We start from the raw sequence: 23803 nt of genomic DNA, 5'->3' as shown, positions 1-23803 counted from the left end.
AATCGGGCGCCACCCCTGACTGGGCGAGGCGCGATGTACCAACGGCGCGGGCCATTCTGGCACCGCTGGCTCTGGGCGTCATCGAATCGTTGGCTATGTGCTTATGACGTTCTTGTGCGCCGTGGGCGCTCTTGCTCTTAGCCAGCGGGCTCGTCCATCGCGCTGTCTGCGGGTTCGGCGCGCGTGTGCTGTGCCTGCCGGCTGCGTCGCCAGAATTTTTCAGTTTCCACCACCACCAGCACCACCAGCGCAGCGCCAATGCACAGCGCCAGCTCGCCCAGGCTCAGCGGTTCGGTGTGGAAGATGGGGTTGAGCCAGGGTACATAAATGGTGGCCAACTGCAGCGCAAACGTGAGCAGCACGGCGCCCAGCAGCGGGCGGTTGCTCAAGAGGCCCAGCCGCCAGATGGGTTCGGACTCGGACCGGATGGCGATCACATGTGCCATCTGCGCCAGCGTGAGCACGGTGAACACCATGGTTTGCCAATGCGCGTGGCCGGTGTGCAGGGCCCAGGCCTGCACCGCCAGACACAGCCCGCCAATCAGCAGGCCCACGCCCAGAATGTGCTGCCACATACCGTGGGCAAACAGGCTCTCGCGTGGTGCGCGGGGCGGGCGCTGCATGATGCCGCGCTCGGCGGGCTCTGCCGCCAGCGCCAGGCCGGGCAGGCCGTCGGTGACGAGGTTGACCCAAAGGATGTGGATGGGCAGCAGCGGAATGGGCAGCAGCAACAGCGGCGCGAGGAAGATGGTCCAGATCTCGCCCGAGTTGCCCGTCATCGCGTAGCGAACAAACTTGCGGATGTTGTCGTAGATGCGGCGGCCTTCACGCACGGCGGCAACGATGGTGGCGAAGTTGTCGTCCAGCAGCACCAGGCTGGATGCCTCGCGTGCCACGTCTGTGCCACCCAGGCCCATGGCAATGCCGATGTCGGCGCGCTTGAGCGCCGGGGCGTCGTTCACGCCGTCGCCTGTCATGGCCACGAAGTGGCCCTGGGCCTGCAGCGCCTCGACGATGCGGATCTTCTGCGCCGGGTCCACGCGGGCATACACGTGCACTTGCTCCACCCGCGCGCGCAGGGCGGCATCGTCCAGCGTGGCCAGGTCAGCGCCGGTGAGCACGGGCGCGTCGGTGCTGGTGACGATACCAAGCCGGTGCGCAATGGCGCGCGCTGTGGCGGGGTGATCGCCGGTGATCATGACCGGCGTGATGCCTGCGCTGATGCAGTCGCGCACTGCCGCCTTCGCCTCGGCACGGGGTGGGTCGATGAGGGCGATCAGGCCCAGCAGCTCCAGCTGGTTTTCTACCGCGTCGATGTCGTTGGTGTCCGGCAGGCGGGCGTGGCTGCGGCGCGCCAGTGCCAGCACCCGCAGGCCTTGGGCGGCGAGTTGCTGGGCGGTGGCGAGTACCTTGGCGGTGTCGAGTGCGGCAGCGCCGTCGGGCGTCCAGTGCGCGGTGCAGCGCGGCAACACCGACTCCGGCGCGCCCTTGGTATAGGCCACAAAGCCTTCAGCCGTGCGGTGGAAGGTCGTCATGCGCTTGCGGTCGGAGTCAAAGGGCTGCTCCTGCACGCGCGGCCAGGCGACGTCGAGCTGGGCCTTGTCCAGTCCGCCTGCGTGCGCGGCCAGCACCAGCGCGGTTTCGGTGGGGTCGCCCTGCCAGTGGTTGGCCGACTCGCCCTCATCGTTTTTTGCCTGCAGGGTGGCGTCGTTGCACAGCGCGGCGGCGCGCAGGGCTTCGGCATGGGCGGGGCCGGGCAGGGAGTCGCCAGGCACCCAGCGCACGCCGTGGGCCATCAGCAGCTCGGCATGCATGCGGTTTTGCGTGAGGGTGCCGGTCTTGTCCGAGCAGATGGTGGTGACTGAGCCCAGGGTTTCGACCGAAGGCAGGCGCCGCACCAGCGCATGCACGGCCACCATGCGGCGCGCGCCCAAGGCAAGCAGCACGGTGACCACGGCGGGCAGCGCCTCGGGGATGGCGGCCACGGCCAGGCTGATGGCAGTAAGGGCCATGAGCAGCGGTGCCTCGCCGCGCAGCACACCCACCACAAAAATCACCGCGCAGATGCCCAGCACCGCAATCGCCAGGCGCTTGCCGAAGGCTGCAAGGCGCAGTTGCAGCGGCGTGCTGCGGTCGCCGGTGTCTAGCAGCGTGGCCACCTTGCCCAGCTCGGTGTGCATGCCGGTGGCCACCACCAGGCCGCGTGCCCTGCCATGCGTGGCCGTGGTGCCCTTGAAGGCCATGTTGGTGCGGTCGCCCAGTGCGCCCACATCCTCGGCAGCCAGTGCCTCGGTCTGTTTCGCCACGGTGACGGACTCGCCCGTGAGGGCCGATTCATCCACCTGCAGCTGCGCAATCTCGATCAGCCGCAGGTCGGCGGGGATCTGGTTGCCCGCCTCCAGCAGCACGATGTCGCCAGGCACCAGTGTGGTGGCTGGCACCACCTGCACCGCACCGCCGCGCAGCACGGTGGCGTGCGCCGCCGCCAGTTGGCGCAGTGCCGCCATGGCCTGGTCGGCGCGCCAGGCCTGCACAAAGCCGATGACAGCGTTGAGCACCACGATGACGAGGATCACCAGCGTGTCGGTGACTTCGCCCACCAGACCCGAGATGACCGCCGCACCCAGCAGCACCAGCACCATGAAGTCCTTGAACTGGTCGGCCAGCAGGTGCCACCAGGGATGGTCTTGCGATGCCGCCAACTCGTTGGCGCCATGGGTGGCGCTGCGGCGCTGGGCCTCGTCGGCATGCAGGCCTGCGTCAGGATCGACACCGTGCGCCTGGGCAACGGCCTCGGCAGGATGCAGGTGGGGGGCTTGGGTAGGGGGCATGCGGCAATCAGGACAGAGGCCGCACGCCAGTGCGTCAGTGCGTCAGTGCGCGTTCTGCGGCCGGGCTTTGTAGAAAGTCAGGGGGATCTCTTTGGCCTGGTTCAGCACCTGGCGCTTGATCTTGCCCACCACATGCATTTCACAAGGCTTGCAGTCAAAGCGCAAGGTCAGCTTCTCCTTGCCATTGATCAACATCAAGGGTTCGGCCTTGATCGTGCCCTGCACGCCCGTCACGCCCTTGGCCTGCTTGGGGCACAGGCTCATGGAGAAGCGCACGCAGTGCTTGGTGATCATGAGGCTGACTTCGCCTTCCTCTTCGTGCGCCTCGTAGGCAGCGTCGATCACCTTCACGCCGTGGCGCACATAAAAGTCGTGCGCCTTGTGGTTGAACACGTTGCCCAAGAAGGAGAGCGTGTCCTCGGGGTAGGGCGCAGGGGGCTCCACCGGCGTGGCGCGCGGCAGGCGGGCAAAGTTGCGGGCGCGGTTGGCCTCCAGGTCAGCCACGGCATCGCGGCGCAGGGCGTTGAGCACCGACGCGGGCACAAACCACGGCTGCGAGAGCTGCAGCGCAATGTCATGCACCGCAAACACCGTGGTGCCGAAGCGGCCCAGTTGCTCGCGCAGGCTGGCTTCGGCCTTGGTCGCATCGGTGGCGGGTTGATGCGGCTGCTGTACCTCGGCGCAGCCCACGTTGCCGTCTTCGTCGGTCAGCATCAGGCTGAAGCCACTAGGCGTTTCGCTCAGGTGCGCCCACAGGCCGATGCGGCGGTCGCTGGACTTTTTCTCCAGCGTGCGTACCCAGTCCATGTCGCGGTTGCGGTTGACTTCGGTGCCCTTGCGCAGGTCCTTGAAGCCTTCCATCGGGTCCTTGGGGTAAACGCGCCACTGGGTCACACTGCGTGCGGATACGGGCTCTGCCACGTTGATAGCCATGCCCACCAGTTCCTTGTGCAGGTCGTAATAGCACAGCCCGTCGCCGTTGTGCAGCACGGTGGCGGGGTCGCTCACTTCCAGCTCCACAAAGTCGGGGCCCACCTTGGTCACCCAGCCGATGGCCTGGCCCGGGTTCTTGGGGGTGTCGAACGCGCCGATGTCTTCCTTGCGGCCGGTCACGAAGTAGTCGGTGAACTCGCGATTGAAGTTCTGTAGCGGGTCGGGCGTGAAGGTGAAGGTGGTGCTGCCGCTGGATGAGCGGCCCAGCGGCCGGCCCTGGGCCTCGCGCTCCTCGATGATTTCGTCGAGCAACGTGCGGTAGTGGGCGGTGATGTTCTTCACATAGCCCATGTCCTTGTAGCGCCCTTCGATCTTGAAGCTGCGCACACCCGCGTCGATGAGGGCGCGCAGGTTGTCGCTCTGGTTGTTGTCTTTCATGCTCAGCACGTGTTTGTCGTGCGCAATGAAGCGGCCCTGCGCGTCCGTCACCTGGTAGGGCAGGCGGCAGGCCTGGCTGCAGTCGCCCCGGTTGGCGCTGCGGCCCGTCTGCGCATGGCTGATGTTGCACTGGCCGCTGTAGGCCACGCACAGCGCGCCGTGGATGAAGAACTCGATGTTGGCGCGGCCGGGCGCATCGACCGGGCCTAGCGCCTTGTGCACGGCGGCAATCTGCTGCACTGTCAGTTCGCGTGCCAGCACGATCTGCGACAGGCCCGCGTCCTGCAGAAAGCGCGCTTTTTCGGGCGTGCGGATGTCGGTCTGGGTGCTGGCATGCAGCTGGATGGGGGGCAGGTCGATTTCCAAGAGCCCCATGTCCTGGATGATGAGCGCGTCAGCGCCCGCCTCGTACACCTGCCAGGCCATTTGGCGCGCGGCCTCCAGTTCGTCATCGCGCAAGATGGTGTTGAGCGTGATGAAGATGCGGCTGTTGAAGCGGTGCGCGTGTTTCACCAGGCGCTCGATGTCCCGGATGTCGTTGCCCGCGCTGGCGCGGGCGCCAAATGCGGGGCCGCCGATGTAGACGGCGTCAGCGCCGTGGTTGATGGCTTCGATGCCAATGTCGGCATCGCGCGCGGGGGAGAGCAGTTCGAGCTGGTGGGGCAGGAGAGACATGGGTGCCGATTATCCCAGCGCGCTTTGCCGCGCGGTGGGCGCTGGAGTTATTAGCGCGGTTAATGGCGGAGCAAATTGCTAAGTCTGCTTGCCCATTCAGGAAAACGGTCGCCTGGGTGGCTAGGATGCCGACTTTGTTGTGTACAAGTCCGGTGCACAACATGTTGCCTTGACTGACCCAGGAGACTCTGTACCGTGCTGCGCCCCGTTTTTGCTTTCTTGCCCCTGTTCCGAATTTCTGCCCTGACCGCCGTTGCCCTGGCCGCCAGCATGGCCTCTGCGCAAGACGTGCAGACCGTCAAGATCGCCCACGCCGGCCCCGTGTCGGGCGGCATTGCCCACATCGGCAAAGACACTGAAAACGGTGTGCGCCTGGCCATCGACGACCTGAACGCCCAGAACCTCGTCATCGGCGGCAAGAAGATCAAGTTTGAAATTGCGGCCGAAGACGACGCAGGCGACCCGCGCCAGGCCACTGCCGTGGCGCAGAAGCTGTGCGACCAGAAGGTGGCGGGCGTGGTCGGCCACCTGCAGTCGGGCACGTCCATCCCCGCATCGGCCATCTACGCCAAATGCGACCTGCCGCACATCACGGCATCGGCCTCCAACCCCGATCTGACCCGGCCCGGTCACAAGACCACCTTCCGCCTGATCGCCAACGACAACGCGCTGGGCGCGGCGCTGGCGCTGTTTGGTGCCGACCACCAGAAGCTCAAGAGCGTGGCCATCATTGATGACCGCACGGCCTACGGTCAGGGCGTGGCCTCGGTCTTCAAGGCCACGGCGCAACAAAAGGGCCTGAAGGTGGTGGCCGAGGAGTTCACCAACGACAAGGCCACCGACTTCATGGCCATCCTCACCGCCATCAAGAACAAAAAGCCCGACGCCATCTTCTACGGCGGCCTGGACGCGCAAGCCGGCCCCATGCTGCGCCAGATGGAGCAGCTGGGTCTGGGCAACGTGAAGTATTTTGGTGGCGACGCGCTGTGCACGGAAAAACTGCCCGAGCTGGCGGGCAAGACCCCGGCGCTCAAGAACGTGACTTGCGCCACTGGCGGCGCATCGGTGGACAAGATGCAGGGCGGTGCCGACTGGAAGAAGCGCTACGACGCCAAGTTCCCCGGCCAGTTCCAGATCTATAGCCCCTATGCCTATGACGCTGCCATGGTGCTGGCCGACGCCATGAAACGCGCCAACTCGGTGGACCCCAAGGTGTTCACCCCGTTCCTGGCCAAGACCGAGTACAAGGGCGTGACGGCGAACATCGCCTTCACCGCCAAGGGCGAGCTGACCACGCCCGCCGTGACGCTCTACACCTTCAAGGACGGCAGCCGCGTGGCGCTGAATTAACGCCTGCTTCGTCAGCGAAACCTCCAACGGCCGCCGCGTGTGGCCGTTTTTATTTATGTGCGGGGTTTGCATTTACAGTCGGGCGCTTGGCCAACGGGCGGTTGGTGCCCGGCAAGGAGCAGTCTTATGCGTGCAGTGTTTGGATTGGTGGGGCTGGTCGTGGTGCTGGCCATCGTGGGCCTGCTGGCCAAAAAGCAGTTGTCGGCCACGCGCGCCCCGGTGCCCGCGCTGCAGACAGCCCCGGGGGCCGCACCCGCATCGGCACCACCGGCCACCGTGCGCGAGCAAAGCCAGCAGATGCAGCAGCAGGTCAAGCAGCAAATGGAAGGCCTGATGCAGCAGGCGCGCCCCATGCCTGAGGATGCTGCAAAATAATCAATGAAAATGGCCTTCTCCGCGCATCTGTATTCGTTTTATTGCTATCATTATTGAAGTAATGGGCGAAAATCTCGACGACACCCACTGGATGCGCCTGGCCCTGGCAGAGGCGCAGGCGGCAGCGCAGGCGGGCGAGGTGCCCGTGGGCGCCATCGTGGTAAAGGACGGCCAGGTGATTGCCACGGGCCGCAATGCCCCGGTGCAAGGCCACGACCCCACGGCCCACGCCGAAATCGTGGCGCTGCGTGCAGCTGCGCAGCGCCTGGGCAATTACCGGCTTGATGGCTGCAGCCTGTATGTGACGCTGGAGCCCTGCGCCATGTGCAGCGGCGCCATGCTGCACGCGCGCTTGGCCCGCGTGGTGTATGGCGCGGTGGAGCCCAAGACGGGCGCCGCAGGCTCGGTGCTCAACCTGTTTGGCCATGCCGAGATCAACCACCAGACCGAGGTGCTGGGTGGGGTGTTGGCAGATGAATGTGGCAGCTTGCTCAGCAGCTTTTTTGCGCAGCGCCGCCGCCAGCAGCGTGCCGACGCGCTGGCCCGCCACCCGCTGCGCGACGACGCGCTGCGCACGCCCGATGCCGCATTTGCCCACCTGCCGGGCTACCCCTGGGCGCCGCAGTATGTCAGCGACCTGCCCAGCCTGGCGGGCCTGCGGCTGCACTACCTGGACGAGGGTCCGCCAGACCCCACGATTGCGCCCCGCACCTGGCTGTGCCTGCATGGCAACCCGGCCTGGAGCTACCTGTACCGGCGCATGCTGCCGCCCTTTCTGGCGGCAGGCGACCGCGTGGTGGCGCCCGACCTGATCGGCTTTGGCAAAAGCGACAAGCCCAAGAAGGAAGGCGCCCACCAGTTCGAATGGCACCGCCAGGTGCTGCTGGAACTGGTGGAGCAGCTCGATCTGCGCAACGTGGTGCTGGTGGTGCAGGACTGGGGCGGCATTCTGGGCCTGACACTTCCCATGGCGATGCCGGAGCGTTTTGGCGGCCTGCTGGTGATGAACACTTTGCTCGCCACGGGCGGCACACCCCTGCCGAAGGGCTTTGTGGACTGGCGCGCGATGTGCCGCGACAAGCCGCTGTACGGGGTAGGGCGCCTGCTGGCGCGCGGCAACCCGCACCTGAGCCCCGCCGAATGCGCGGCCTACGATGCGCCGTTTCCCGACAAAGGCTACCGGGCGGCGCTGCGCGCGTTCCCCGAACGCGTGCCTGCCGCCATGGATGATCCGGGCGCGGCCCTGTCGCGTGCAGCCCGCGATTTCTGGCAGCACCAGTGGCAAGGCCAGAGCCTGATGGTGGTGGGTGCCCAAGACCCGGTGCTGGGCCTGCCCACCATGCGCGCGCTGCAGCAAATCATCCGGGGCTGTCCTGAGCCCGTGGTGCTGCCGGATGCCGGCCACTTTGTGCAGGAGCATGGCGAGGTGATTGCTGCGCGGGCTGTGGAATACTTCTCGTTTCCCGGTGCCCTGTCAGCCGCTTGAGCGACTGACAGGGCACCGGACCACTTTTTTTTGACGGAGCAGGCCCCTGGTGGGCCTGAGCGCTTTGCACGCCAACGATCACGATCCTTCACAGTGCCACCACGACCACGGTCCCAAGCACATCTACATCTATTCGCCCTCCAGCGCCGTGCGCGACAAGGCGGCCTTCAAGCGCGGCATTGCACGGCTGAAGGCCCTGGGCCATGAGGTGGAGGTGGACACCGATGCCTTGGCCACCCACACGCGTTTTGCGGGCGATGACGAGACGCGTCTGGCCGCCATTCACCGCGCTGCCGCCAGCGGTGCTGATGTAGCGCTGATTTCCCGCGGGGGCTATGGCCTCACACGCATCCTGCCGGGTATCCGCTACAAGGCCGTGGCCAAAGCCATCGAAAAGGGCACGCACTTTGTGGGCGTGAGCGACTTCACAGCCTTTCAGCTGGCGGTGCTGGCAAAGACCGGCGCCACCACCTGGGCAGGCCCCTCACTGGGGGCGGATTTTGGCGTGGCGGGCGAGCCCGACGACATCATGGAGGCCTGCTTTGACGACCTGCTGACCGGCCACGGCGAAGGCACGGGATGGCGCATGCACAACGAGAAGCCCCACGCCACCACAGGCAAGCCTGCAGTGCCCGATGTGTACGTGAAAAGCGCCACGCTGTGGGGCGGCAACCTGTCGGTGCTGGCCTCGCTGGTGGGCACCCCGTATCTGCCGCAGATCAAGGGCGGGGTGCTGTTCCTCGAAGACGTGCACGAGCACCCCTACCGCATCGAGCGCATGCTCACCCAGCTGCTGCACGCCGGCGTGCTGGCCCAGCAGAAGGCCGTGGTGTTGGGGCAGTTCACCAACTTCAAGCTGGCGCCGCACGACAAGGGCTACAAGCTGCAGTCTGTGGTGGACTGGCTGCGCAGCCAGATCAAGGCGCCGGTGCTCACCAACCTGCCGTTCGGGCATGTCGAAACCAAGGTTTTGCTGCCGGTGGGGGCAACGGTGTCGCTGTCGGTGGAGGCGCGCGATGCGCTGATCTACTGGGGGCACCGGCACTGAAGTGCAGGCATCTGGGCGCCTTGCAAGCTGCCCAGGTCTTCAACTCAGAAGTTTCTGAACCGTGGTTCCTGCGGTGTCTGTGGAACGCGCAGGGACAATGGGAACTGCCCCTGGAACAGCGGAGTGACGTGGTCCAGAACTCTCTGGGCGACAACTTGCCCGCGTGAGAGCACCAGGGTGTCGAACAGATCGGTGCGCAGATACCAAAGCGCCTCGATGTCGCCCGCATACCGCAGGCGCATGTTCATGCGCGCCACTTCGCAACCCGACACTCCCATGAGGCCTTGCAACATGGCCTGGCGAACTTCCTCCAGGCCCTGGTTGCGTACCCAGGCCGTCGAAGACGGCTTGTCACGGCCAAGCAGGTCGTGCAAGTTGTTTCGGAGATTGGGTTTGTTCCAGCGCATGGGTGTGGCGCAAACGATTGTTTGTAACAGGGTCGATCAAAGTAAGCGGGAGCGAGGATTGATGCAAGGGTAGTGCTCCTGTTTTTGCATAAAGACAACACGCTGGCCCCGTTTGTTGCGAACTTTTACTTATTTGGCGCTGTTCCTTGCAAGGCGCTGACGCCGCCTGGCAGGTCCTGCGTGTCGACGGCGAATGTGGATCGTGAAGGGATCATGCATTCTTCTTCAGCCCTTCAGCCCTTCAGCCCTTCAGCCCTTCAGGCACGTGATGTTGCTCCGATTCAGTGGACTGGGTGCCTGGTGGTGGCGTAGCACCAGGCTCAGGATTGTTGACGCTTGAGTGGGTGCGTCTTCGTTGAGCTTGCACTAAACTGATTCACATGATGTTACTCACAGGCCATCGTTCATGAGCGTGCTGTCAACGGTGGTCTTCGCGGACATTTCCGGCAGTACATCGTTGTACGAAACGCTGGGAAACGAGCGTGCCACCGAAGCCGTGACCCAGGTCACACAGTGGATTGCCGACACCATCACAAGCCACGGGGGGCGGGTGGTCAAGAAGCTCGGCGACGGCGTGTTGTGCGTGTTTGGCGATGCGGCAGGCGCAGTGTCGGCCACCACCACCATGCTGCGTCAGCAGCATGAGCGGCAGGGCCGCTGGCCGCTGCCGCTGCGCATGGACATTCGCGTGGGCGTGGCCAGTGGCGAGGTGTTGGACGTGGACGGCGACTGCTATGGCGATGCTGTCAACGTGGCGTCCCGCCTGTGCGAGCGGGCCGGGCCCGCAGAAATCTGGGCCACCGAGACCACCGTGCTGCTGGCAGGCACCGCCCCAGATGCCTGGTATCGCAAGCTGGGCCTCATGGACATCCGGGGCAAGGCGGAGCCCCTGATGCTTTATCAAGTGGAGTGGCGCGAGAACGAGGCGCCCGATTCCCTCACCATGCAAGCCGCACTGGTCAGCAATTTCGCCCCGGTGGATTCGATCCTGGGGCAGATACAGTTCTCATGGCATGGTGTGAACAAGTCGTTCAGTTCGTCGGATGCCCCGGTGCACGTGGGCCGCGCCAACCATGCGCAGCTGTGCATCAACGACCCCCGGGTGTCGCGCCTGCATGCACGCATTGACTGGCGCAACAGCAGCTTCTTGCTCACCGACATGAGCAGCTTTGGCACCTGGGTGCGCTTTGACGGCAGCGACTCGCCCGTGCGGCTGCGCCGCGATGCCTGCATTCTGCACGGCACCGGGCAGATGGCGCTGGGCGTGCCTTTTACCGAGCCCAGTGCTCCGGTCATGAGCTTCCAGGTGGTGGGCACCCGCGTACACCTGGGCTGAGCTTCTGGCGCGTTGCAGGGCCCAGGCTATGGGCTTGCTGCCCGCAGGCATCGCACGGGGCCCCTCAAGATAAACAACTCGATTGAAGGAGATACAAGATATGGCGTGGATGAAGCGGACGGCCGTCGGTCTGGTGGTGGCGGCGCTGCTGGCGGGAACGGGAGCGGCGGTGTATGTGCAGCGCAGCTTTGCGGTGGTGGATGGCACGCTGCAGGTACCAGGGCTGCGCGACGCGGTGCGTGTGCAGCGCGACCCTTCGGACGTGACCCATGTGCGCGCACAGACCCCACAGGACGCCTGGTTTGCGATGGGCTATGTGCATGCGCAAGAACGCACCTGGCAGCTTGAATTCAACCGCCGGGTCATGCATGGCGAGCTGTCTGAAGTTTTCGGGCCCGCCACGGTCGAGACCGACAAGCTCATGCGCGCGCTCGACATCAGGGGCGTGGCCAAACGCCAGTACGCAGGCCTGCCCCAGTACGCCAAGGACGCGCTGCAGGCCTATAGCCAGGGCATCCACGCCTTCCACCAGAACCGCCCGCAGGCGCTGCCGCCCGAGTTCCATGTGCTGGGCGTGCAGCCCGGCGGCGAGCGGGGCGCCGTGTGGGAGCCCGAGGACAGCGTGGGCTGGGCGCTGATGATGGCGCTGGACCTGGGCGGCAATTGGGGCACCGAGTTTGCACGCCTGTCGGTGGCGCGCACGCTCGACACCGACCGCCTCTGGCAGCTGATGCCGCCCTACCCGGGCGAAAAGCCCGCCGCCTCGGCCGACCTGGCAGCGCTGTACCGGCAACTGGGCGTGTACCGCGCGGCAGATGCGGGCTCCACAGCTGCAACGCAGGGCAACACGGCGGCTGCGGCCAGTCGCAAGCCGGAAGGCCCGCTGGCCCGCCAGATCAGCTCCGGCATGCTGGCATGGGCCGACGAGCTGACCCGCAACGCGGGCACCAACGAAGGCAAGGGCAGCAACAACTGGGTGCTGGCGGGCTCGCGCACCGTGAGCGGTAAACCCCTGCTCGCCAACGACCCGCACCTGGGCCTGTCGGCCCCCGCCATCTGGTACTTCGCCGGGCTGCAGGCGCCAGCGGGCCAAGCGTCGGACGGCACGCCCATTGGTGCCATCGACGCCGTGGGCGCCACCTTGCCGGGCCTGCCCTTTGTGGTGCTGGGCCGCACCGACAAGGTGGCCTGGGGGTTTACCAACACCGGCCCGGACGTGCAGGACCTGTACCTGGAGCAGATCAACCCTGCCGACGCCACGCAGTACCGCACGCCCCAGGGCTGGGCGCCGTTCACCGTGCGCAAGGAGACCATCCGCGTCAAGGGCGAGGCCGACGTGGTGCTGCAGCTGCGCAGCACGCGCCACGGGCCCGTGCTGAGCGACGTGCAGAAATCGCACGCCGAGGTGCTGGACCTGGACAAATACGTGCTGGCCCTGCGCTGGAGCGCGCTGGACGACGACAACCAGACCGTGCTGGCGGGGTTCAAGACCAACCAGTCCAAGAGCGTGGACGAACTCTTTGCAGGCCTGGCCCACTACCACTCGCCCATGCAGAGCGTGGTGGCGGCCGACGATCAGGGCACCATCCGCTTCAAGGCCGCTGGCCGGGTGCCGGTGCGCGATGCGGCCAACGACATCCGGGGCGTGGCGCCATCGCCCGGCTGGGATGCGCGCTACGACTGGAAGGGCTGGCTGCCCTACGAACAGACCCCGCAGGACGATGGCCACAAGGGCTGGGTGGCCACCGCCAACCAGCGCGTGACGGCCCCCGGCTATCCGCATTTCCTCACGCAAGACTGGGCGCTGCCGTACCGCTACGAACGCATCGCACAACTCATCGAAGCCACGCCCAAACACGACGCGGCCAGCATGCAGGCCATCCATCGCGACGTGGCCTCGCTTGCCACGCAGCGCCTGCTGCCGCGCCTGCAGCAGGCGCAGTCCACGCACCCCCTGGCCGCCGCTGCGCAGAAAGAGCTGCAGGGCTTTGACGGCGTGATGGACGCGGGCCGCGCCGCGCCCCTGATTTTTGTGGCTTGGACAGACGAGCTGGCCCGGGGCCTCATCATTCCGCGCATTGGCGAAGGCCGTTTCAAGGCCACCTACGGCAAGCGCGACTACCGCGCGGCCATCGAAGGCATCCTGGAGCGCAACGACGCCTGGTGGTGCCAGCCTGCGACCTGCGCCGAGCAATCCGCTGCTGCCCTGGGCCGTGCGCTCGACCGCCTGCAGGCCGCCTACGGTGCAGACCCTGCCCAGTGGCGCTGGGGCGCCGCGCACCCCGCGCTCAGCGTGCACCGGCCCTTTGGCAATGTGCCCGCGCTGGCACGTTTCTTTGACGTGAGCGTGCCATCGCACGGAGATTCGTACACCGTGAACGTGGGCCAGTACAACGCAGGCGAGGCCAAGGGCCCGTATGTGAACCGCCATGCCGCCTCGCTGCGCGCGGTATACGACCTGGCCGACCTGGAACAGTCGCGCTTCATCTACCAGACGGGCCAGAGCGGCCTGGTGTTTTCGCCGCGCTACCGCGACATGAGCACCACCTGGGCCGATACCGGCTACCGCGCCCTGCAGCGCCAGCCTGCGCGTTGGGCGCACAGCCTCACACTGGCCCCAACCCCTCCCGCCACCACACGCTAAGGCCGCTGCAAGGACGCATCACCATGGGTTTTGTACCGTTGATCGAGGTCAGCCGGGGTGGCCTGCCCGAGTGCCAGCACTGGGGCGCCGTGGCCGTTGCCAACCGCCAGGGGCAGGTGCTAGCGCAGGTGGGCGACCCCTATACGGTCACCTTCACCCGCTCCACCATCAAGGCTTTCCAGGCGCTGCCCTTCATGCAGTCGGGCGGGGCCCGCGCGCTGGGCTGGGGGCAGGGCGAGCTGGCGCTGCTGTGCGCCAGCCACAACGGCGAGCCCATGCATGTGGAGCAGGCCGACCGCATGCTGGCCAGCGTGGGGCAGGACTACCACGCGCTGCGCTGTGGCTGCCACCGTCCACTGTTTGCCGAGCTGGGCCTGGGCGTGCTGCCCGATGGTTTTGTGCCCGACGAGCGCCACAACAACTGCAGTGGCAAACATGCCGGTTTTGTGGCGTATTGCGTGCGACAAGGGCTGCCGCTGGAGGGCCACCTCGATCCCGGCCACCCGCTTCAGGCAGCCATCCGCAACCACGTGGCGCAGGCGGTGGGGCTCGCCCCCGATCAGCTCGCCATGGGCATCGACGGCTGCTCAGCACCCAACTACGCCATGCCGCTGGCGCACCTGGCGCGGGGCTATGCCCGGCTGGCCGGTGGTGCGCCCGACACCGACCTGCACGAAAGCCTGACCACACTGGCCGACGCCATGGTGGCGCGGCCCGAGCTGGGTTCGGGCACGGGTCGGCACGACCTGGACTTCATGCAGGTGGGGCAGGGCGATTGGGTGTCCAAGACCGGCGCCGACGGCGTGCAGGTGGTGGGCAGCCGCAGCCGGGGCGAGGCCTTCGCGCTCAAGATCATGGACGGCAACATGGTGGCCCAGGTGGCTGCCGCTGTGGAGGTGATGGACCAGCTCGGCTGGCTGGATATTGGCCAGCGTGAAGCCCTGGCGCGGCGGCGGTCTGCACACATCGTCAACGCCCGGGGGCTCGCGGTGGGCGGGCGCCGCGCGGTGTTCAGGCTGCAGAAGATGGGCTGAAGCCCCTCGCACCCGGGATGGGGCAAAAATTTGAGTAAAAAATGCCGTCTCCGCGCTATGGATAAGTACTTGCAGCTATAAAAAATGTAGCAAAAGGTTCTGTATCCGGCAGCACATAGACCACGCCCGACCCCTGCCCGAACAGCGGGGCGATGTGCTGGTTGTAGAACGCCTCGGGTGCATTCACGCAGCCATAACTGATGCGCTTGTCGCGCGCGCTGCCGCTGGCCAGGCGCTGGTGGCGGCGCTCTGAGGCGCTGACGCTGCGCACCCGGTGCAGCGACACGGCCGAGTCGTAGTCGATCCACACAATGTCCTCCCCGCGCAGGTTGCGGCCTGGTTCGGTCACAAAACGGCCTGCCGGCGTGGTGCGCTCCTGCGGCCGGATCTGCGCCAACGGGCGCGTGCCCAGGTCGGGCGCCGACCGGTCACCCCGTGCCGCGCCCAGCAGCACCGGCGCACTGCCCAGCCACTGCCCTTGGGCCGAAAACACATGGATGCGGGCCCAGGGCTTGTCGATCACTGCAAAAGGCAAGCGCTGGTGGTCGCCCGTGTCCGTGGCCCAGCGCACCAGCTGCCGGGCCGTGGCCGAGGCATCGGCAGGCAACGCCAGGGCGGCCAGCGGAGCGATGGCCAGCGTGCAACCCAGGGCGGAAAAGGCAAGGCGGCGGTTCATGGTGAAAACATGCAGGTCATCCAAACGCTGTGTATACCCACGGCCGACGAAACCGGCGCGGCGCAAGGCCAGCGCACCCGTGGAGCTGGCTGTGCCAGGCCACCGGGTGCGTCCCCCTTCGGGGGGAGGCGCCGCAGGCGACTCAGGGGGACTTTTCCCTCGGGGGACTATCTCCATCAGCCAATGCCCCCAATAATGCCTGTACCCGCGACTCTTGCGAAGCACCCGCTTCCCCCTGGCCATGTTCGATCGCCTGCGCAAAGCCTTCAGCCCGTCCGCCGCCTCTGCCACACGGCCCGTCACCAACAAGGAGGTGGCCCGCTGGGCCGCCTCGCAGCAGTTGGCCATCGTGCCGTCGGCCACCGAGGGGCACTTCGACCTCGGCGGCGATGTGGGCGGCCACCCCTGGCGGCTGGAATGTGGCGCCCCCACACGCGACTATGTGCGTGGCCTGGAGCTGCGCGGCCGCGCCGACGTGGGCGCCGACCCGGATGCCGCCGTGATGGTGCTCAACCGCTCCTTGCACGAAGCCCTGGAGGGCAGCGCCTACAACGCCATCACCGACACGCTGCAGACCACGGTGAACGCCAACTTGCCCGAAGAAATGCGCTGGCTGGCAATGTACGAAGAGATGACCTGGCCCGGCCTGCCCGCGTCCTTTCGCCAGCATTTTGCGGTGGTTGCCGAGCGCATCGACGTGGCCCAGCGTTGGATCCACGCGCCTGTGGTGTCGCAGCTGCTCAACTTCCTCGAAGGCGAACACAGCGCCGTCCGTGCGCAGTCCCCGCTGCTGCTGATGCTGGTGCGCGGCAAGGTCTATCTGCGCATGGAGCATACCGAGCGCAGCCTGCCCGAGATCGCACACGCCACCCAGATGCTGCTGATAGGCGCCCAGGCCGCCATGCAGAACTTGCCACCCATGTCGGTAGCGGGGCCGGATGATTTGCCGAATGTGGAGCGGTAGTGGATTGAAGTAGCGGACTCAGCAACAACCGGACTTTGACGCCTTGTTTAAGGTTGCAGGCTGCTCGCAGATTCGAAAAGACAATATCTGCTCTCGGCCGAGGCTGTGTGAAAACCCAACCCTAACCCGCTACCCAAAAAAAATTGCGGCACCCGATTTGAGCGAGGTGCCCATGAAGCGATTCATCGAAGGCGAAGACCGACAACAGGTCACCATGCTACCGGAGTGCCTGGACGACTACATCGCACCAGACAACCCGGTGCGTGTTGTCGATGTGTTTGTCCAAGAGCTGGATCTTCGGGCCCTGGGCTTCGATGGAGTCAATCCTGCTGTCACTGGACGGCCAGCGTACCACCCGGCGGTACTGCTCAAGCTCTACATTTATGGCTACCTCAACCGTATCCAATCGGGCCGCCGCCTGGAGCGCGAAGCCCAGCGCAATGTCGAGCTGATGTGGTTGACGGGGCGCCTTGCGCCAGACTTCAAGACCATTGCGGACTTCCGCCGGAGCAACGGCGCTGGCATCTGCAACGTCTGCAAGCGCTTCATTGCCATGTGCCGACAGTTGAACCTCTTTTCGCAAGCCATCGTGGCGATTGATGGCAGCAAATTCAAGGCCGTCAACAGTCGCGACCGCAACTTCACGCCTGGCAAGATCGAGGCTCGCCAGCAGCAGATTGAGCAAAGAATCCAGCGTTACCTGGACGCGCTGGAGACCACTGACCGCACGCAGCCCGCAGAGGTCGAAGCCAAGACAGAACGACTGCAGGAGAAACTAAAAAAGTTGCGTGAGCAGATGCGGCAACTCGACGGTCTCAAGGAGCAATTGAAGAGTCTGCTCGATGGCCAGATCTCCCTCACCGACCCCGATGCACGCTCGATGGCCACCCAGGCCAAGGGATCGGGCCTGGTGGGCTACAACGTGCAGACCGCTGTCGACGCCAAGCACCATCTGATCGTCGCGCACGAGGTCACGAACGTCGGCAATGACCGGGCGCAGTTGCACAACATGGCCAGCGCCGCAGACCAGGCCATGGGAAGCCAGGGTTTGCAGGCCTTTGCCGACCGAGGCTACTTCAGTGGCCCGCAGCTCAAGGCCTGCGAAGACGCTGGCATCACGACCTTCGTACCCAAGCCGATGACATCAAATGCGAAAGCCGAGGGCCGCTTCGACAAAGGCGACTTCATCTACATCGCCAAGGACGACGAGTACCAGTGCCCTGCAGATGAGCGTGCGATACACAGATTCTCGACAACCGAAAAGGGGCTGCTCTTGCGCGTGTATTGGTCAAGCACCCGCCCAAAGTGCCCGCTCAAATTCAAGTGCGCGACCAGTAGCAACCGGCGCATTCGCCGCTGGGAGCACGAAGAGGTTCTGGAGCGCGTCCAGCAACGATTGGACAGTAACCCCGATGCCATGACGTTGCGAAGGTCAACGGTAGAGCACGTCTTCGGCACGCTCAAACACTGGATGGGCTCGACGCACTTCTTGATGAAGACCCTCAAGCACGTAGGCACCGAGATGAGCCTGCACGTGCTGGCCTACAACCTCAAGCGGGTGATGGGTGTGATGGGTATCGCGCAGATGATGGAGGCAATGCGGATGGCGAATGCGTGAGGCCTTTGGCTGCCTCTACAGGCCGAGAATGCCTTCAGGAAGGCGTCAAAAGGCTTCATGCGCGCCAGAAACAGCACTACAGCAGTGCTAATGAGAAATGTGGATCAGAGTGACGCAGTACGGGGCTGGCCCGCATCCTCGTTGAGCGTTTCCACACAGCCTCGGCCAGGAGCGGTCGGTTGCAGCAAGGAGAAGCGGACGTTCAAAGTTGGAGTTACTGCCGCCCGCGACGCGTGTCGGCGCTAAACGAATTGTTAAGACGCATACCCGCTTACCACTAGCCCTGCTGAGGTGATCTGGTACGGGTACTGTCCCAGCGAATCAATTTCCGCCTGGACTCTGCCTATATCTTGGGACTCATAACGATGCTGAGGTTGCGCTTGGGGCCACCTCGTTGTCTTTTCGGGGATGAGCGGCCACTCAATCTCTGAGTATTGAAATGGGCCGCCCTGAACCGCACCACAATCACCGACACCTAGCTCGGTGAGGCAATCTAGTGCGGGAAGAAAGCCATCTCTGGAACTCTCCCACTCCAGCAATTTCCATGTGCAACAGCTAGCCACCCCTGCTTGTGCCAGGTGGGCAAAGAGCTTTTTCCATTTGGCGTTGGACATTAGCCCAATCATTTCTTTCATTGCTCTGCCTAGCTGAACCCAAACACGATTTATCTCGCAGGACCTGCGGGACAAGCTGAACGATAGGAGCTACTTTGGGACACTGATTGCTCCTGAAAACGGCTTGGAGCCCAGATTTGTAAGCGCTGGGCTGCCACCGCATTCCATACAAACATTCCGGCCCCCCCGAAAAGTTCACGGAGACAAACTATAGCCTGCGAACCTGCAAAGCTAGGGCTCTCGACAGTCACGTTTTCAGCTGCAAGCAGGTGGATACGAATCAATGACTGCTCTGGGGAACGGCGCTCACTTTCGGCTCTGGGCCCCAAGCGGAAATTCACGGTGTGTTGCGGCCACACACCTTTTGAACCTACGCTAATCCTGCCAGCGCCACCAAGCAAAAGCCGCCAAGCAGTGAGGGCGGCGTTCCCCGCTCGCAGCGCGCAATTGCGAAAGCGGGGGATGGAGGCCCGCAGGGCCTCAGGGGGCGTCGCTCAAGACCCGCGCGTGATAGGCACGCCCGCATCGCGGCCATAGGCGCCGTACTTGCCCAGCTCCCACTTGGCGATCGCGTTGCGGTGCACTTCGTCCGGGCCGTCGGCAAAACGCAGGGTGCGCGCGCCGGCGTAGGCATAGGCTAGCGGGAAGTCGTCGCACATGCCGCCGCCGCCATGCACCTGCATCGCCCAGTCGATCACCTGGCAGGCCATGCTGGGCGCCACCACCTTGATCATGGCGATCTCGGTCTTGGCGACCTTGTTGCCGGCCACGTCCATCAGCCAGGCGGCCTTGAGCGTGAGCAGGCGGGCCATGTCGATCTTGCAGCGGGCTTCGGCGATGCGCTCCTGCGTCACGGTCTGCTGGGCCACGGTCTTGCCAAAGGCGGTGCGTGACGAGGCACGCTTGCACATCAGCTCCAGCGCACGTTCGGCCAGACCGATGAGGCGCATGCAGTGGTGGATGCGGCCGGGGCCCAGGCGCCCTTGTGCGATCTCAAAGCCACGGCCTTCGCCCAGCAGGATGTTGGAGACGGGCACGCGCACGTTCTCGAAGGTCATCTCCACGTGGCCGTGGGGGGCGTCGTCATAGCCCATCACGTTCAGCGGGCGGATGATGGTGATGCCCTTGGTGTCGGCGGGCACCAGCACCATGCTTTGCTGCGAGTGCTTGGGGGCCTCGGGGTCGGTCTTGCCCATGGTGACGAACACCGCGCAGCGCGGGTCGGCCGCACCGGAGATCCACCACTTGCGGCCGTTGATCACGTACTCGTCGCCATCGCGCTCGATGCGCGTCTCGATGTTGGTGGCGTCGCTCGATGCCACATCGGGCTCGGTCATCGCAAAGGCCGAGCGGATCTTGCCTTCGAGCAGGGGCTTGAGCCAGCGGGCCTTGTTGGCCTCGTCGCCGTAGCGGGCGATGGTTTCCATGTTGCCCGTGTCGGGGGCCGAGCAGTTGAACACTTCGCTGGCCCATTGCACGCGGCCCATGATTTCGGCCAGGGGCGCGTATTCCTGGTTGGTCAGGCCCGCGCCGTCGTAGCCCGATGCAGCTGCGCTGTCCACCGGCAGGAACAGGTTCCACAAACCGGCGGCCTGGGCCTTGGGCTTGAGGTCTTCGATGGTCTTGAGCGCGCTCCAGCGCTTGCCTGCTGCCGTGTTGGCTGCCAGTTCGTCTTTGTAGGCAGACTCGTTCGGATAGATGTGGTCATCCATGAACTGGAGCAGCTTGGCCTGCAGTTCCTTGGTTTTGGGCGAGTAGTCAAAGTCCATGGGTTTCTTCTCCGTTGGTAATCGTGGGGCGGCGTCTGTGCCTTGGCCTGTGTCCGGGTGTCTTTAGCCGCGCTGTGCAAACGACCAGGCCAGCTCGGCCATGGGCCGCGCGGTGTCCCCTGAGGCCTTGGCCTGCGCGCTGGAGGCGGTGCCCGCCTCGACACGCTTGGCAATGCCCTGCAGGATGGCCGCAATGCGGAACATGTTGTAGGCGAGGTAGAAGTTCCAGTCGGCACGTAGCGCCTCGGGCGTGGCGATGCCGGTGCGTTCGCAGTACAGGCGGATGTAGCTGTCCTCAGGGGGGATGCCGAGCGCGGCCAGGTCCTGGCCCGCAATGCCCCGGCCCATGGCGGCGGGGATGTGCCAGCTCATGCAGTGGTAGCTGAAGTCAGCCAGCGGATGGCCCAGGGTGGACAGCTCCCAGTCGAGCACGGCGATCACGCGGGGCTCTGTGGGGTGGAACATGAGGTTGTCGAGGCGATAGTCGCCATGCACGATGGACACTTGACTCTCATCCCGCGCGCTGGCGGGCATGTGCGCGGGCAGCCATTCCATGAGCTTGTCCATCTCGGGGATGGGCTGCGTGATGGAGGCGACGTACTGCTTGCTCCAGCGGCCGATCTGGCGCTCGAAGTAGTTGCCGGGCTTGCCGTAGCTGGCCAGGCCCCGGTCTGCAAACTTCACGGTGTGCAGCGCGGCAATCACGCGGTTCATCTCGTCGTAGATCGCACCGCGCTCGGCCTGCGACATGCCGGGCAGGGACTGGTCCCACAACACGCGGCCCTGCATGCACTCCATCACATAGAAGGCGCGACCGATCACCGACTCGTCCTCGCAGAGCACAAACATGCGTGGCACGGGCACATCGGTGCCGTACAGGCCGCTCATCACCGCAAACTCGCGCTCGATGGCGTGGGCCGAGGGCAGCAGCTTGGCCACGGGCCCGGGCTTGGCGCGCATCACGTAGCTGGTGCTGGGGGTGATGAGCTTGTAGGTGGGGTTGGACTGCCCGCCCTTGAACATCTCCACCGTCAGGGGGCCTTCAAAGCCCTGCATGTGCTGCGCAAGCCAGGCGGTCAGCGCGGCGGTGTCGAACGCGTGCTGGTCGGAAACGGGCCGGGTGCCCACGAAGTGGTCGAAGTTGCTCATGAGAGGGCGGAGAGTTTGTTGTTGCTCTTCAGTTGTCGGTTTCGGCAATGCGCATCAGGGCCTCGCGGTCGCGCACCACCAGGCCGCCCGGCTCGATGCGGATGGCATCCTCGCGCTCCATGGCTTTCAGCTCCTGGTTCACTCGCTGGCGAGAAGCGCCCAGCAGCTGTGCCAGTTCTTCCTGTGCAAGCTGCAGGCCGATGCGCATCTCGCTGCCGTCCGACAGGCTGGGTATGCCGTAGCTGCGCACCAGGTGAACCAGCTGTTTGGCCAGCCGCGCGCGCAGGGGCAGGGTGTTGAGGTCTTCCACCAGGCCGTAGAGCTGGCGAATACGCCGCGCGTGCAGGCGCAGCATGGCTTCGTAGAACTCCACGTGCGAGGCCAGGATCTTCTTGAAATCGGACTTGGCCACACACAGGATGGTGGTGTCGCCATGCGCATAGGCATCGTGCGTGCGCCGGTCTCCGTCGAAGATCGCCACGTCGCCGAACCAGATGCCAGGCTCCACATAGGTCAGCGTGATCTGCTTGCCTGAGATGGAGGTGGAGCTCACCCGCACCGCACCGCGTGCGCAGGCAATCCACTCCTCGGGTGGATCGCCGCGTGCGCAGATCAGGGCGCCGTCCTTGAAACGTTTGACGTATGCACATCGGAGGATGTCGTGGCGTAGCGAAGGTGAGAGAGAAGAAAACCAGCGACCGGAGTTGATCGCTTCACGTTCTTCGATAGTAAGAATCGGGTCGTCCATGGTCTGTCTTTTGCGTGACTGGTAACGAGGCCATTGTCGCGTGAGGGACCTGCGCAAAGCGTCAGGGTTGTCACCTGCGCGTCTGCGCGGCCGCTCAGCAAAAAGCCCCTGCCAGCCGAAACGGCGGACAGGGGCTTGTGGATGTGGATGCAGTGGCGGTCTACTCGTAGCGCGGTACGCGTTTTTCGAGAAAGGCCGAAATGCCTGCGCCACCGTTGCTGTGGTGCAGGTTCTTCACGAAGTGATCGCGCTCCTGGCCGAGGTGCTGGGTGAGGCTGGCGTGGGGCGCTTCGTTCAGCAGCTCCTTGATGCTGGCCAAGGCATTGGGCGCCTTGGCATTGAGCTGTTCGGCCAGTACCAGCGCTGCATCCAGTGCAGAGTCCGCTTCGGCCACGCGGTTGACCAGACCCAGCGCATGCAGGCGCTCGGCGCCAATGCGGTCGCCGCACATGAGGATCTCGGTGGCAATCTGGCGGGGCAGGGCCTGCGACAGGCTCCAGCTTGCGCCGCCGTCGGGCGACAGGGCCACGTTGCTGTAGGCCATCACGAACACGGCATTGCGTGCCGCCACGATGAAGTCGCAGGCCAGCGCCAGCGAAAAGCCCGCGCCGGCTGCTGCGCCTTCCACCGCGGCAATCACCGGCTTGGGGTAGGTGCGGATGGCCTCGATCCAGTTGTGCAGCCCTTCGATGCTCTGGGCCTGCACCTCAGGCGGCTGCTGGCGGTTGGCCAGCAGCCGCTGCAGGTTGCCGCCCGAGCAGAACATGCCGTCCGACCCGGTGATGACCACGCTGCGGATGTCGGCGCTGCTCTCTGCCACGCTCAGCGCCTCCACGCCCGCCGCGTACATGGACGGGTCGATGGCGTTGCGCCGCTCGGGGTTGCTCAGGGTCAGAATCAGGGTTTGGCCCTGGCTGGTGCTTCGGAGTTCTGCGGGCATGTGTGGCCTTGGTGGGGGCGTTCAGTTTTCTTCCACATGCGTCAGGCTCAGGCCGATGGCGCCGCGCCGACGCAGCCAGGGGCTGGGGCGGTAGCGGGTGTCGCCATACACGGTCTGCATGTTGAACAACACTTCGAGAATGTTGGTGGGCCCCCAGCGGTCGCCCATGGCCAATGGACCCAACGGGTAGCCCAGGCCCAGGGTGACCGCAGTTTCGAGGTCTTTGGGCGAACAGATGCCTTGCTGGCAGATGTCGGCCGCGATGTTCACGATGGTGGCCACCACTCGCTGGGTAACAAAACCGCCGCTGTCGCGGATCACGCTCACGGCCTTGCCGTCGCGTGCAAACAGCGCGTGCGCCGCATTGCGGATGTCAACGCGCGTGGCGGGGTTGGTAGCCAGCACGCGGCGCTTGGTGGCGGCATCGTCGATCAGCATGTCGATGCCGATGGTGCGTGCCGGGTCCAGCCGTTCCACCACAGCCACGGTTGTCACGTCAAAACCCAGCGGCGCCACCAGCGTGATGGCGTGGGGCGAGGGTGATTGGCCGGTTTCGATGGTGGCGCCCAGATCCTTGAGCAACTGGTACAGCTCGGCGCGCCGGGCGGCACGCGGAGACACCCAGACGGGCGGGATGTCGTTGACCACGGGCACGGGCGGCTCGGCGGGCGTCTGGGCCGCGCCATCCACATAGCGGTAAAAGCCTTCGCCCACCTTCTTGCCCACGATGCCTCCGGCCAGGCGCTGAGCCGTGATCACGCTGGGGCG

General features: G+C 65.2%; 18 protein-coding genes. 9 read left to right on the top strand and 9 right to left on the bottom strand.

Features of this window, described 5'->3' with window-relative positions; translation table 11 throughout:
- Positions 1-137 precede the first annotated feature (137 nt).
- Positions 138-2831 carry a cation-translocating P-type ATPase gene (locus DBR12_RS19905; RefSeq protein ID WP_108618813.1) on the bottom strand — a complete coding sequence of 898 codons (2694 nt, stop codon included), beginning with the start codon at positions 2829-2831 and terminating at the stop codon, positions 138-140.
- 42 nt (positions 2832-2873) lie between these two features.
- Complete coding sequence (locus DBR12_RS19900; protein WP_108618812.1) at positions 2874-4877, bottom strand: U32 family peptidase; 2004 nt, start codon at positions 4875-4877, stop codon at positions 2874-2876.
- Positions 4878-5075: 198 nt separating this feature from the next.
- Between DBR12_RS19900 and DBR12_RS19895 the strand changes: the two genes are divergently transcribed.
- The 4 genes from DBR12_RS19895 to DBR12_RS19880 all read left to right on the top strand — a co-directional run bounded on the left by DBR12_RS19895 (position 5076) and on the right by DBR12_RS19880 (position 9136).
- Entirely contained in the window at positions 5076-6227 is a 1152-nt protein-coding gene (locus tag DBR12_RS19895; RefSeq protein ID WP_199226736.1) for a branched-chain amino acid ABC transporter substrate-binding protein, read from the top strand.
- A gap of 126 nt (positions 6228-6353) precedes the next feature.
- Positions 6354-6602 (top strand): hypothetical protein, encoded by a 249-nt coding sequence (locus DBR12_RS19890; RefSeq protein WP_063459613.1) that lies wholly within the window; start codon positions 6354-6356, stop codon positions 6600-6602.
- A 61-nt stretch (positions 6603-6663) separates the two neighbouring features.
- Entirely contained in the window at positions 6664-8088 is a 1425-nt protein-coding gene (gene tadA, locus DBR12_RS19885; protein ID WP_108618810.1) for a tRNA adenosine(34) deaminase TadA, read from the top strand.
- A gap of 49 nt (positions 8089-8137) precedes the next feature.
- A complete protein-coding gene (locus DBR12_RS19880; RefSeq protein ID WP_369861692.1) occupies positions 8138-9136 on the top strand; it encodes an LD-carboxypeptidase in 999 nt (332 codons plus the stop codon).
- Positions 9137-9180: 44 nt separating this feature from the next.
- Here the strand turns inward: DBR12_RS19880 and DBR12_RS19875 are convergent, their stop codons facing one another.
- The gene (locus tag DBR12_RS19875; protein WP_233244944.1) at positions 9181-9510 is read right to left on the bottom strand and encodes a hypothetical protein; all 330 of its coding nucleotides are present in this window, start codon (positions 9508-9510) and stop codon (positions 9181-9183) included.
- Between the two features lie 439 nt (positions 9511-9949).
- Here DBR12_RS19875 and DBR12_RS19870 point away from each other — a divergent pair, with 439 nt between their 5' ends.
- From DBR12_RS19870 to DBR12_RS19860, 3 genes are all read left to right on the top strand, one after another.
- The gene (locus DBR12_RS19870) at positions 9950-10879 is read left to right on the top strand and encodes an adenylate/guanylate cyclase domain-containing protein (protein ID WP_199226734.1); all 930 of its coding nucleotides are present in this window, start codon (positions 9950-9952) and stop codon (positions 10877-10879) included.
- Positions 10880-10979: 100 nt separating this feature from the next.
- Positions 10980-13523 (top strand): penicillin acylase family protein, encoded by a 2544-nt coding sequence (locus DBR12_RS19865; RefSeq protein WP_108618808.1) that lies wholly within the window; start codon positions 10980-10982, stop codon positions 13521-13523.
- A gap of 23 nt (positions 13524-13546) precedes the next feature.
- Positions 13547-14557, top strand: coding sequence for an asparaginase (locus DBR12_RS19860; protein WP_108618807.1), 1011 nt, complete (start codon positions 13547-13549; stop codon positions 14555-14557).
- A 55-nt stretch (positions 14558-14612) separates the two neighbouring features.
- Here DBR12_RS19860 and DBR12_RS19855 read toward each other — a convergent pair whose 3' ends face one another.
- Complete coding sequence (locus DBR12_RS19855; protein ID WP_108618827.1) at positions 14613-15233, bottom strand: hypothetical protein; 621 nt, start codon at positions 15231-15233, stop codon at positions 14613-14615.
- A 241-nt stretch (positions 15234-15474) separates the two neighbouring features.
- On the opposite strand from DBR12_RS19855, the gene DBR12_RS19850 reads away from it, so the two are divergent.
- Entirely contained in the window at positions 15475-16197 is a 723-nt protein-coding gene (locus DBR12_RS19850; protein ID WP_108618806.1) for a hypothetical protein, read from the top strand.
- 172 nt (positions 16198-16369) lie between these two features.
- Entirely contained in the window at positions 16370-17815 is a 1446-nt protein-coding gene (locus DBR12_RS19845; protein ID WP_108618805.1) for an IS1182 family transposase, read from the top strand.
- A 1108-nt stretch (positions 17816-18923) separates the two neighbouring features.
- Here DBR12_RS19845 and DBR12_RS19840 read toward each other — a convergent pair.
- From DBR12_RS19840 to DBR12_RS23270, 5 genes are all read right to left on the bottom strand, one after another.
- Positions 18924-20198, bottom strand: a complete 1275-nt coding sequence (locus DBR12_RS19840) for an acyl-CoA dehydrogenase family protein (RefSeq protein WP_108618804.1) — start codon at positions 20196-20198, stop codon at positions 18924-18926.
- 63 nt (positions 20199-20261) lie between these two features.
- Positions 20262-21347: a phosphotransferase gene (locus DBR12_RS19835; protein WP_108618803.1), complete on the bottom strand. Its 1086-nt coding sequence runs from the start codon at positions 21345-21347 to the stop codon at positions 20262-20264.
- Positions 21348-21375: 28 nt separating this feature from the next.
- Positions 21376-22095, bottom strand: a complete 720-nt coding sequence (locus DBR12_RS19830; RefSeq protein WP_063460954.1) for a Crp/Fnr family transcriptional regulator — start codon at positions 22093-22095, stop codon at positions 21376-21378.
- Positions 22096-22255: 160 nt separating this feature from the next.
- On the bottom strand, positions 22256-23035 hold the full coding sequence (locus DBR12_RS19825; RefSeq protein ID WP_108618802.1) for an oxepin-CoA hydrolase, alternative type: 780 nt from the start codon (positions 23033-23035) through the stop codon (positions 22256-22258).
- 21 nt (positions 23036-23056) lie between these two features.
- Positions 23057-23803, bottom strand: a 747-nt coding sequence (locus tag DBR12_RS23270) for a 3-hydroxyacyl-CoA dehydrogenase family protein (RefSeq protein WP_233244942.1), incomplete at its 5' end; no start/stop codon positions are given.

This window comes from Acidovorax sp. HMWF029 (assembly GCF_003060895.1).
Taxonomy (GTDB): Bacteria; Pseudomonadota; Gammaproteobacteria; order Burkholderiales; family Burkholderiaceae_C; genus Acidovorax.
The sequence above is the reverse complement of the archived record's forward strand: the minus strand, read 5'-3'. Positions and strand labels throughout refer to the sequence as shown.